This window comes from Pseudomonas mandelii, from assembly GCF_024138395.1.
Taxonomy (GTDB): Bacteria; Pseudomonadota; Gammaproteobacteria; order Pseudomonadales; family Pseudomonadaceae; genus Aquipseudomonas; species Aquipseudomonas mandelii_E.
In genome coordinates this window covers 47,545-60,769 of record NZ_JAMYDU010000021.1, presented here as the reverse complement: position 1 = coordinate 60,769, position 13,225 = coordinate 47,545, and the positions used below count along the sequence as shown (strand labels likewise).

Sequence of the window (13,225 nt, the reverse complement as noted above, 5' to 3'; positions counted from 1 at the left end):
GGGCAAGCCTCGCTCCTACAGGATTTGCGCGGATCCCTGTAGGAGCGAGGCTTGCCCGCGAAGAGTCCCTCACTGACGCTAAAGAACTACAGCCCCTCCAACTCCGCCATCAGGTCATTCAACCGATCCACCTTCTCCTCGGTAATGTCGCTCGCCGCCAACCCGTCGATGTACTCGGCCAGCTCCGCCACCGTGCTGCACTCGAACATCGCCCGCAGCGGCACGTTGCGTTGCAGGGCTTTTTGCACCCGCGAGGCGATCTGTGTGGCCAGCAACGAATGCCCGCCGAGCTCGAAGAAGTTGTCACGCACGCCGACCTTCTCGACCTTCAACACCTCGGCCCAAATATCCGCCAGGGTCTGTTCCAGCTCATTGCGCGGCGCCTGATAGTCCTGGCTCTGCAATTGGCCGATTTCCAGCGCCGGCAAGGCCTTGCGATCGAGTTTGCCGTTGGCGTTGAGCGGCAGTTTGTCGAGCCACAACCAGTGCAGTGGCACCATGTATTCCGGCAATTCGGCGCGCAGACGTTGCTTGATACGCTCCAGTCGTTCGTTTGGATTCAGTGCCGAGTCTGCTGCAACCAGATAGCCGACCAAATGCTTGCCGTTGACGCCTTCCTGCACACCCACCGCTGCATCGCGAACTTCCGCTTGCTCGTGCAGACGGGCCTCGATTTCACCCAGTTCGATGCGGTAACCGCGAATCTTCACTTGATGGTCGATGCGCCCAACGTATTCCAGCACGCCGTCACTGCGACGTCGGGCGAGGTCGCCGGTGCGATACAGGCGATCCCCCGGTGCGCCGAACGGGTTCGGCACAAACACCTGAGCGGTACGCAACGGATCGCTCACATAGCCGCGTCCCACGCCGGTGCCGGCCACGCACAACTCCCCCACCGCTCCCAATGGCACCAACTCCAGCGCACCATCGAGCAGGTACAAACGGTTGTTGTCAGTCGGCGTGCCAATCGGCAAATAACTGCCGCGCGTCGAAGCCAGATCGACGCGGAAGAACGCCACATCGTCCGAGCATTCCGCCGGGCCATAGGCGTTGACCAAGCCGATGTCCGGGTAACGCAGCAACCATTGGTGCGCCAGTTCCGGCGGCATCGCTTCACCGGTCGGTAGCATCCAGCGCAGGCCATCGAGGCTCATACGGTCCTGGGCGAGCATGCCCTGAATCAGCGACGGCACGCTTTCCAGCACGGTGATGCCCTGGCTCTGAACATGGGCCAGCAAGCCTTGCGGATCGTGGGCGATGCTGTTCGGCACAATGTCCACCCGAGCGCCGAACAGTGGTGCCGCGAGGAACTGCCAGACCGAAATGTCGAAGCTTTGCGAGGCGGTCTGGGCGATCACATCCGCCTCGCTCAGTTTCAGGTACGGCACCTTGCTCAACTGGTTATTGAGCATACCGCGCTGCTCGACCATCACGCCCTTCGGCAGGCCGGTGGAACCCGAGGTGTAGATCACATAGGCGAGGTTGTTCGGGCCACTGTAAATGCCCGGATTGGCCACCGAAACATCGCTCGCCTGCACCTCTTCCCAGACCAGCAATCGAGGTCGGTTGGCACAACCGAACTCTTCCAGCAACGCAATGGCTTGTTCACTACACGCCTGAGTACAAACCAACAACGGCGTGCGGCTCAGGTCGATGATCCGGCTCAAGCGCTGACTCGGCAGGCCCGGGTCCAGCGGCAGGTAACCGGCACCGGCCTTGAAGCTGCCGATGATCATGCCCAGCAGATCGAGGTTACGTTCGGCGAGCAGCGCCACCGGTTGATCCAGGCCGACGCCGGCCGCAATCAGCGCATGGCCGAGACGGTTGCTGCGCTGGTTCAGCTCGACATAACTGTGCTGCTGATCCAGGCAACTGGCGGCAATTCGCTGCGGATGCTCGGCAACCTGCGCTTCGAACAATGAGGCATAACTCTGCTCCAGCGGGTAGTCGTGTTCGCTCTGGTTGCAGCCATGAATCAGGAAATCCTGTTCCTCGGTACCCAGCAACGGCAGGTCGGCCATGTCGCCATGGAAGCCTTCGACCAGCGCCAGCAGCAGGCGCTTGAATTCACCGAGCATGCGCTCGACCGTGGAGTCGTCGAAATAACGCTGGTCGTAGGACAGGTGCAAACCAAGGTCGTCGCCCGGATAACACACCGCCGTCAACGGGAAGTTGGTGTGGGTACGGCCCGAATCCGAGGTGGCGTTGAGGCTCTGCGCACGGTCCAGCACCGAGACTTCCACCGGCGCGTTTTCGAATACGAACAGGCTGTCGAACAGCGGCTGGCCTTTGGGCAGTTCGCTGTTTTCCTGGATGCTCACCAGCGGCAGGTATTCGTACTCACGCAGTTGCATGTTGCTGTCGAGCAAACCGCTGAGCCATTGGCGAACGCTGCAACGCTGATCGTCTTCGGGCATTTTCACCCGCAGGGCGATGCTGTTGATGAACAGCCCGACTGTGCGTTGCATCTGCGGCATGTCCACCGGGCGCCCGGCCACCGTGACGCCGAACAGCACGTCGCGATCACCGCTCAAGCGACGCAGCACCAGCGCCCACGCCGCCTGGGCGAAGGTGTTGATGGTCAGCTGATGGGCCTGAGCCAGTTCGCGCAATTGCGCACCATCGCGGGTATCCAGTCGGGTATAGCGGTCGCCGACGATCATGCCGCCGCTGTCGCCGGCATGTTCACGCAGGAACGGCCGGTCACTCGGAATCGGCGTGGTGCGCTCGAAACCTCGCAGGTTCTGCTGCCACCACTGTCGCGCTTCGGCCAGACTCTGGCGTTGCAGCCAACCGATGTAATCGCGATAACGCGGCGGCACAGCCAGCTGCGCTTCGCGGCCTTCGCCGAGGGCGGTGTAGATCTCGAAGAAATCGTTCATCAGCAACGAACGGCACCAGGCATCGATGAGGATGTGGTGGTTGCTCATCATGAACCAGTAACGCGCCGCGCCCACGCGGATCAAGCGCAGGTGGAACGGTGCCCGGTTGAGCAGATCGAAACCGGCCTCACGCTCGCTTTTCAGCAGCGCCTGCAACCTCGGCTCTTGCTCGGTTTCGGCAACCGCGCTCCAGTCCAGATATTCGATCGGCGTGCTGCCCGGCTTGTGGATCACTTGCAGCATGTCTTCGCCGACGTTCCAGCAGAACGATGCGCGCAAGGCTTCGTGTCGGGCGATCACCGCTTGCCAGGCTTGGGCGAAACGTTGCGGATCGAGCTCGCTGTTGATGCGATAGCGATCCTGCATGTAATAGAGGCCGGTGCCCGGTTCGAGCAAGGTGTGCAGCAGCATGCCTTCCTGCATCGGGGTCAGCGGGTAAACGTCTTCGATCATCGCCGCTGGCACTGGCAATGCATCGAGTTGCGGCTGAGTCAATTTGGCCAGCGGGAAGTCCGACGGCGTCAAGCCGCCCGCGTTGTCGCTCAGGCAATGCTGGATCAGGCTTTGCAACTCGCCCAGATACGCTTCTGCCAGTGCGGTGATGGTTTGCAGATCGTGGCGTTCGGCACTGAAGGTCCAGCGCAGCACCAACTCACCGCCGTAGACCTGACTGTCGACGCTCAGCTCGTTAGGCAACGGCGCGTGTGGATCGTGGGCCGCGCCCACCGGTTCATCGAGCGGACGGAACAGTGCATCACTGCCGAAGCTCTGGTCGAACTGGCCCAGGTAGTTGAAGGTGATCGGCGCCACCGGCAACGCGGCCATGGCCTGACGGCACACGCCATCGGCCAGGTAACGCAGCACGCCATAACCCAAGCCTTTGTGCGGCACCGCACGCAGTTGTTCCTTGATCGCCTTGATCGACGCACCCTGTTCACTCACGGGTGTGAGGCGCAGCGGATAGGCGCTGGTGAACCAGCCCACGGTGCGGGTCAGGTCGATTTCGTCGAACAGCGTTTCGCGGCCGTGACCTTCGAGTTGAATCAACGCCGACTCATGACCGCTCCAGCGACACAGCACACGGGCCAATGCGGTCAGCAGCAGATCATTGACCTGAGTGCGATAGGCCGTCGGAGTCTGTTGCAGCAGTTGGCGGGTACGCTCGCTGTCGAGGCGCACGCTGACGGTTTGCGCGTGACGATTTTGCTGACCACCCTGCAGACGATCACACGGCAATTCAGCACTTGGGCCGGCCAGTTGCGCCTGCCACCAGCTCAATTCTTCCCGTAGGGATTCGCTGCCGGCATAAGCCTGCAACCGTGCGGCCCAGTCCTTGAAGCTGCTGGTTTTCGCCGGCAGTTTTACCGACTGTCGCGACTCGAGTTGACGATAAACCGTTTGCAGATCGTCCAACAGCATCCGCCACGACACCCCGTCCACCACCAAGTGGTGAATGGCAATGAACAGCCGTTGTTGCCCTTCGGGATCATCCACCAGCAGTGCCCTCATCAGCGGCCCTTGCTCGAGGTCGAGGCTGCGTTGGGCATCGGCGAACAGCGCCACGCATTTGTCCATGGTCGGCACGTGCACTTGCCACAGCACTGCGGCGTCGGAAACCGCCTGGTGCTCGGCCTGCCAATGGCCGGCGACTTCGGTAAAGCGCAGGCGCAAGGCGTCGTGCTGTTCGATCACTGCCAGCAGCGCTTGCTCCAGACGATGAGGGTCGAGCGCCATGGTCGGCTCCAGCAGCAACGCCTGGTTCCAGTGTTGACGCTGGGGGATTTCAGTGTCGAAGAACCAATGCTGAATCGGCGTCAAACGCGATTCACCGCTCAGCAAACCTTGCTCGGCGGTGATCTGCTCGGCGCGGGTCGCGACGGCGGCGAGGGTTTGCACAGTCTGGTGCTGGAACAGATCACGCGGGCTGAAATGGATGCCCTGCTGCCGCGCACGGCTGACCACCTGGATCGACAGAATCGAATCGCCGCCCAGTTCGAAGAAGTTGTCGTTGAGGCCGACCTGCTGGACATTCAGCACTTCACACCAGATGCCCGCCAGCGTCAGCTCAAGTTCGTTGCTCGGCGCCACGTACTGCTGACGATTCAGCTCCGGGTCCGGGGCCGGCAGTGCACGGCGGTCGAGCTTGCCGTTGGCGGTCAGCGGCATGCTGACCAGCAGGATCAGGTGCATCGGTACCATGTAATCCGGCAACTGCGATTTGAGGTGCGCCTTCAACGCTTCGCGCAGTGCGGTTTGTTGCGCTTCATCCTGTTCGGCGATGTTGGTAGCCAGGTAGCCGACCAATTGCTTGCCGCTCGGTGCATCGAGGGTCAGCACCACCGCTTCACGCACGGATTCGTGTTCCAGCAAACGGGTTTCGATCTCGCCCAGTTCGATGCGGAAACCACGGATCTTCACTTGATGATCGATGCGGCCGAGGTACTCGACCAGCCCATCGGCACGCTGACGGACAAGGTCACCGGTGCGGTACAAACGTCCGCCGTTCGCTGCAAAAGGATCGGCAACAAACCGTTCGGCAGTCATGCCCGGACGCTGGTGATACCCCTGCGCCAGACCAGCACCGCCGACATACAATTCGCCCGTCGCGCCTTGCGGCACCAACGCCAGATCGGCGTCGAGGATGTAGGCGGCGCGAGCACCAATCACGCTGCCAATCGGCACGCTGCCCAACCCTTCTTCCAGTTGCTCGGGCGCCAGACTGGCAAGCGGCATGACCACAGTTTCGGTTGGGCCGTAAGCATTGAAAAACAGGCCCGGTTTGAACGCCGCGCGAATCCGTTGCAAGTGTTCGCCCGTCAGGGCCTCGCCGCCGGTGATGCACATGCGCACTGGCAGGGTTTCGTCCTGGGTTGCCAGCCATTGCGCCAGCTGGCTGCCGTAGCTTGGGGTGAAACCAAGAATATTGATGTTGTGCCGACGAATCAGCCCGCAGATTTCTTGCGCATCCCACTGGCCTTGAGCACGCAGGACAACCTGCGCACCGCTCAACAGCGGCACCAGCAGACGTTCAGTCGCGGCATCGAAGTTGATCGAATAGAAGTGCAACTCGCAATCGTCCGGGCGCATGCCGAACCGTTCAATGACCGCTTGGCAGTGCATGGCGATTTCACCGTGGGACACCACCACGCCTTTCGGTTTACCAGTGGAGCCGGAGGTGTAAATCAGGTACGCCTGATGCTGTGGCAGGCTGATAAACGGCAGTTCGCTGGCCGGGTAGTTGGCCAGCGCAGCGGCGTCTTCTTCCAGGCACCAGCGGGCGACAGTGGCTGGCAATTCACCGAGGGCCGCGAACATCGACATATCGCTGAGCAGCAAACCGATGCCGCTGTCTTCGATCATGTAGTGCAAACGGTCCAACGGGTATTCCGGGTCCAGCGGCACATAGGCGCCGCCCGCCTTGAGGATCGCCAGCAGGCCGATGACCATTTCCAGTGAACGCTCCAAGGCCAGGCCAACCCGAACCTGCGGCCCGACACCGCGCTCGCGCAGCATCCAGGCCAGACGATTGGCGCGGCTGTCGAGCTCAGCGTAGCTCAGGGTTTGCCCGGCGAACGTCAGGGCCGGCGCGTCCTTGCGCACCAGCGCCTGTTCGCTGAACAGGTGATGGATGCATTGATCGAGGCGATGCTCGCCCGGCTCAATGCCGAGGCTGTCGAGCAGGTTTTGCTGTTCGGTAGCTTCCAGCAGCGGCAGTTCGCTGAGGCGCTGTTGCGGATCAACGAGCAACGCTTCCAGCAGATTGCGCCAGTGCGCGGCCATGCGTGCAATGCGCGGTTCATCGAACAAATCAGTGCTGTAAGTCAGACAGCAACCGAGGCGATGGTCGAGGTCGGTGACTTCCAGATTAAGGTCGAACTTGGTGGCTCGAGCATCGTTGGCCAGGTACTCGACAGTCATCCCGGCCAGGGCTCGGCTCTGCTGGAATTCCCAGCGCTGCACGTTGCACATCACCTGGAACAGCGGGTTGTAAGCCGCGCTGCGCGGTGGCTGCAAGGCTTCCACCAGATGATCGAACGGCAGGTCCTGATGGGACTGGCCTTCGATCACGGTGTGGCGAACCTGCTCGAACAACTCGCCGACGGACATCTGCCCGTCGAGCTGGCAACGCAGCACTTGAGTGTTGAGGAACGCGCCGATCAGCCCTTCGCTTTCCGGTCGAATGCGGTTGGCCACCGGCGCACCGATGCGCAGATCGGTCTGGCCACTGTAGCGGTAAAGCAGCACGGCCAGCGCGGCAGTCATGGTCATGAACAGGGTCAGACCGTTGTCTGCGTTGAAGGCACGAACCCGCGCCGCGAGATCATCGCTGAGGTCGAAGCGGAACAGTTCACCCTGATGGCTTTGCACCGGCGGACGCGGACGATCGGCCGGCAGTTCCAGCAGCGGATGTTCACGGCCCAGTTGCGCGGTCCAGTAATCGAGCTGGCGCTGACATTCGCCGGATTCCAGCCACTGACGCTGCCACACGCTGTAATCCAGGTACTGCACCGGCAGCGGTTGCAGCGGCGAATCGCGATCATCGACGAACGCTTCGTAGAGCGCGCTCAGTTCCCGGGCAAAAATGTCCATCGCCCAACCTTCGGTGACGATGTGGTGCAGGGTCAGGACGAAGTAATGCTCCTGCTCGGCGGTCTTGACCAGGCAAGCACGCAGCAGCGGCCCGGTTTCCAGATCGAAAGGCTTATGGGCTTCGTCATCGGCCAGTTGCTGGACCTGCCATTCGCGGCCATCGGCATCCAGCGTGGTGAAATCCTTCCAGTCCATGCGCAGGCGAGTGTCTGGATGAACCTGTTGCCGGGCCACGCCATCGACGCTCGGGAACGTCGTACGCAGGGTTTCGTGACGCATGATCAGCGCCTGCAGCGCCGCTTCGAAACGCCCGACATCCAGCACGCCGCGCAATCGCGCCATGCCGCCGACGTTGTAGGCCGGGCCGTCCGGTTCCATCTGCCAGAGGAACCACATGCGTTGCTGAGAATAGGACAGTGGCACCGCTTGGCTGCGATCGACCTTCTCGATCGGCGGTTGCTTGTTGGTTTTGCCGCTGGCCTGGATCAAGCGAACCTGTTCGGCAAAAGCGCCCAGTTCACTGGCCTCGAACAGCGCCCGCAACGGCAACTCGACGTCGCAGGCCTGGCGGGTGCGGGAAATGATTTGCGTGGCCAGCAGCGAGTGGCCGCCGAGGGCGAAGAAGTCATCGCGCAGGCCGATTTGTGTTTGGCCCAGCACTTCACGCCAGATACCGGCGATTTGTTGCTCAAGAGCAGTCACTGGTTCGACGTGCTCGCGGACTTGCCACTGAGGTTCCGGCAAGGCGCGACGGTCGAGTTTGCCGCTCGGGCTGAGCGGCATTTTTTCCAGGCGCATCAGTTGCGCCGGGACCATGTATTCCGGCAGCTCAGCGGCCAGCGCGGTTTTCAGGCGCGCGGTTTGAGCATCGATGGTTTCGCTGGATTCAGTGGCGGTGTAGTAACCGATCAACTGCCCACCGGCCGCCGTTTCGCGTACCAGCACCACCGCTTGGGCGACGCCAGACTGCGCCAACAGACGCGCTTCGATTTCTTCCGGCTCGACACGAAAACCACGCAGTTTGACTTGCTGATCGAGACGGCCGAGGTATTCGATCACACCGTCGGCGGTCCAGCGCGCACGGTCACCGGTGCGGTACAGACGTGCGCCCTGCTCGCCCAGCGGATCGACCACGAAGCGTTCGGCGGTCAGGCCCGGACGGCCCAGATAGCCGCGGGCCAGACCGATACCGCTGATGCACAGTTCACCCGGCACACCGGCCGGTACCGGATTGAGGTCGCTGTCGAGCACGCGGCACAGCACGTTGCCCAATGGCCGGCCAATCGGCGAGCGCTCGCCATCAGCCGTTGTGCAGTGCCAGTGAGTGACGTTGATCGCCGTTTCGGTCGGGCCGTAGCGGTTGTGCAGTTGCACTGCCGGCAAGTGTTCCAGTACGCGGTTGCGCAGTTCGGCGGGCAAGGCTTCACCGCCGGAGAACAGCCGCCGCAGGCTGGTGCATTCGGCGCTGAGCGGTTCGTCGATGAACAACGCCAGCAACGGCGGTACGAAGTGCAGTGTGGTCACGCCGAATTGCTGGACCAATTGCGCGATGCGGTACGGATCGCGGTGTTCGCCGGGGCCGGCAAGCAGCAGGCGGCACCCGGTGATCAGCGGCCAGAAGCATTCCCACACCGACACGTCGAAACTGATCGGCGCTTTTTGCATCAGCACGTCGGTTTCGTTCAGGCGATAGGTGTTCTGCATCCATTGCAGGCGTTCAGCGAGCGCCGCGTGAGTATTGCCAACGCCCTTCGGCTGTCCGGTGGAACCGGAGGTATAAATCACGTAGGCCAGGTTGTCGCCATGCAGGTGCAGACCGGGCGCATGGCTTGGCCATTTCTCCAGATGCAGAGCGTCCATGGCAATCACGCTGACGCCGTCAGTGGCCGGCAAGCGATCGAGTAATTCGGTTTGGGTCAGCAGTAACTCGACGCCACTGTCGCTGAGCATGTAGGCCAGGCGTTCGGCCGGGTAATCCGGGTCCAGCGGCACATACGCGCCGCCGGCCTTGATGATCGCCAGCAAGCCGATCAGCAACTGCGGCGAACGCTCGGCGGCGATTGCCACGCACACGTCCGGGCCGACGCCTTTGTCGCGCAGGTAATGCGCCAGGCGATTGGCCTGGGCGTGCAGTTCGGCGAAGTCCAGGCTGCCACCGTCCCACAGCAGTGCGGTGCGCTCCGGGGTCTGGCGTGCTTGTTCGTTGAGCAACTCCGGCAGCCATTGATTGGCGGGTGTACACGGTGCGGCGCTCCAGGCGGATTGATGATCGTGCTCGCTCAAGGTCAGCAATTGCAGGTCGCCGATGGACTTTTGCGGATGCTCGCAGACATCGCGCAGCAGGTTGGCGAAATGCTCGGCCAGTCGCTCGATGGTCGTTACGTCAAACAACTCGCTGGCGTAGTCGAACGACAGGCTCAGGCGACCATTGCGGTCTTCTTCACTGTGCAGTTGCAGGTCGAACTTGGCTTCGCGGCTGTGCCACGGCAGTTCTTCGGCGAGCAGCCCCGGCAAGCGACGCAGTGCACTGAGATCCCGTTGCTGATGGTTGAACATCACCTGGAACAGACCCTGCTCGCGGGCCTGCGGGAAGGCTTCGAGCAGTTGTTCGAACGGTAGATCCTGATGCGCTTGCGCACCCAATGCGGCTTGACGGGTTTGTGCCAGCAACTCAACGAACGGCAGTCGCGAATCCACCTCGGCGCGCAGCACCTGGGTATTGATAAAGAAGCCGATCAGCCCCTGGGTTTCCAGGCGTGGACGGTTGGCATTCGGCACACCGATGCGGATGTCGCGTTGGCCGCTGTAGCGATGCAACAGACTCTGGAATGCCGCGAGCAACAGCATGAACGGCGTCGATTCATGGTGCTGGGCAGTCTGGCGAATGGCATCGCTCAGGTTGGCGTCCAAACGCAGCGTGTGGCGGGCGGCGCTGTGAATGTGTTGCGCCGAACGCGGATGATCGGTGGCCAGGCTCAGGGTCGGATGCTCCTCGCCCAACTGCTCTTTCCAGTAAGCGAGTTGACGCTCGCCCTCCCCCTGCGCCAACCACTGACGCTGCCAACTGCCGTAGTCGGCGTATTGTGTCGGCAACGCTGGAAGGCTGGCGGTCTGGCCTTGAGAAGCGGCTGCGTACAGCCGCGAGAACTCGTCGATCAGCACGTTCATCGACCAGCCATCGGCGATGATGTGGTGCATCGTCACCAAGAGTTGATGGTCCTCATCGCCGAGGCGCACCAGGGTCACCCACAGCAGCGGGCCTTTTTCCAAATCGAACTGGGTGCGGGCTTCGTCCTCGCGGATCTGCTGCGCGCGGGCTTCACGCTCGACGATTGGCAGGTCGCTGATGTCAATCACTTGCAGGGTGAATTCGCCGGCAGCTATGACCTGTTGCAGGGCTACGCCATCACGCTCGAAAAACCGCGTGCGCAGGGATTCGTGACGTTCGATCAGTTGCTGGAAACTGGCGCGCAAGGCGTCTTCGTCCAGTTCGCCGCGCAGACGCAAGGCACCGGGAATGTTGTACGCACTGCTCTGCGGGTCGAGTTGCCAAGTGATCCATAAACGGTTTTGCGCCAGGGATTGCGGCATGGCTTCGTTGCGCGACAAGGGCATGATCGCGCCTTGGGCCACGCCGCCATCCTGTTGTTGCCGGGCAACCGCGACAGCGAATGCGCCGAGGGTCGGCGCTTCGAACAACAGGCGCAGACTCAGCTCCAGCCCCAACGCTTCACGCAGGCGTGCGACCACTTGAGTGGCGGCGATGGAGTTGCCGCCGAGCAGGAAGAAATGGTCATCGGCGCTGACCTGCTTGACCTGCAATTGCTCACACCAGATCTGGCCGATCAGGGTTTGCAGCTCTGAGTCGGTATTGGTTTCAGGCGTGCTTGCGATGCCTGCTGACGGGAACAGCGCATAGCTGTCGAGGCTGCCATCGGCCAGGCGATTGCGGCACGCCGAGCGTTGCAACTTGCCGCTGGACGTCTTCGGCAGCGCCCCCGGATTGAGCAACACCACCACGCTCGGCGCTTCCTGATACGCCTCGGCCACCGCTTGACGGATGGCTTTGATCAGCGCCTCGGGTGGCAGGATTTTCTGCACGCTGCGGCTGATTTCCGCGGCGATGCCGATGCCTTCCTGCCCTTCGATATTGACCGCGAACGCGGCCACGCGACCTTTGCGCACCACCTCCACTTCACGCTCGATGGTCTGCTCGATGTCCTGCGGATAGAGGTTGTGACCGCGCACGATCAGCATGTCTTTCAGACGCCCCGTGATGAACAATTCCCCCTCACGCAGAAAGCCCAGATCGCCGGTGCGCAGCCAGGTGCGGCCGGCGTGCTGAACAAAAGTCTTGGCCGTGGCTTCGGGGTTGCGCCAGTAGCCATGGGCGATGCTCGGCCCGGCAGCCCAGACTTCACCGATCGCGTTATTGGCGAGCTCTTCAAGCGATACGGCATCGACAATCAGCACCGCGTGATCCGGCTGGCTGATGCCGCAACTCATGATCGGATTGCCATCGCCCGGCTCGGCTCGGTTCTGCGCCAGTGCCTGATCATCCACACGCAACGATGGAATGCCCTGGCCGCGCGGGCTGCCGGCCACGAATAGCGTGGCTTCCGCCAGGCCGTAAGAGGCCATGAAGCTGTCCGACGTAAAACCACAGGTCGCGAACTTCTCGGCGAAACGTTCCAGGGTGTCGAGGCGAATCGGTTCGGAACCGGAGTACGCCACGCGCCAGCCACTCAGGTCGAGGCGTTCCAGCGCTGCTTCGCTGACCCGTTCGCTGCACAGTCGATAGGCGAAGTCAGGCCCGCCGCTGATGGTGCCGCCGTATTCGCTGATCGCTTCCAGCCAGCGCAATGGCCGGCCGAGGAAGTACGCCGGCGACATCAACACACACGGCACACCGCTGAAAATCGGCTGCAACAAGCCACCGATCAGGCCCATGTCGTGGTACAGCGGCAACCAGCTGACGATCACGTCGTCGGGATTGAGATCGATGCCAAAGCCATGACGAATCAAGAGTTCATTGGCCACCAGGTTGCCGTGGCTGACTTGCACACCTTTAGGCAACGCGGTGGAGCCGGAGGTGTATTGCAGGAAGGCGATGTGCTCGCCATGCAAGTCCGGCGCGACCCAGCGTTCGGCCAAGGCGCTGTCGAGGGTGTCGACACACAGCAGCGGCGGCGCCTCGTTGATCTGCAGCAACGCGTCGCGCAGGTCGGCACTGGTCAGCAGCAAACGCGGCTCGGCATCGCTAATGATCGACAGCAGACGTTCCTGGTGATGACGTCGGGTCGATTCAGGCGGATAGGCCGGCACCGCGATTACACCTGCGTACAGGCAGCCAAAAAACGCCGCGACGTAATCCGGGCCGCTGGGAAACAGCAGCACCGCGCGATCGCCAAACGATGACTTGGCCTGCAACGCACCGGCAATGATTCGTGCCCGTTGATCAAGCTCACGATAACTGAGCACCACAGCCTGATCCTGGGTTTCGGCGAGAAAACGCAAGGCCACCCGGTCCGGCGTCAGGGCCGCGCGGCGCTGAAGGGCTTGGACCAGTGTGCTGGGGAGTTCGAACGCGTCGGTCATGAGGTTTCCTGCCTGAATTCGGCTTGCAAGTGGAATCGGTTTTCGTTCGTCACACCCATTCATTGGGTATGCAGGACGCGGTCTTCGCCGACCGCGCAAGGCTTGGGAATGCTGTTCTGGCCGGGGTTTGTGCCCGCAACCTTCACCAATGAGAA

The 13,225-nt window shown here is 62.1% G+C and carries 1 protein-coding gene; it reads right to left on the bottom strand.

Annotated elements, in window-relative coordinates:
* Window positions 1-86: 86 nt before the first annotated feature.
* Window positions 87-13,070 (bottom strand): non-ribosomal peptide synthetase, encoded by a 12,984-nt coding sequence (locus NHU87_RS23130; protein WP_253552746.1) that lies wholly within the window; start codon window positions 13,068-13,070, stop codon window positions 87-89.
* Between the last annotated feature and the right edge of the window lie 155 nt (window positions 13,071-13,225).

Coding starts and splice junctions, on each gene's coding strand:
- NHU87_RS23130 (WP_253552746.1), bottom strand. CDS start 13,070: ATGACCGACGCGTTCGAACTCCCCAGCACACTGGTCCAAGCCCTTCAG.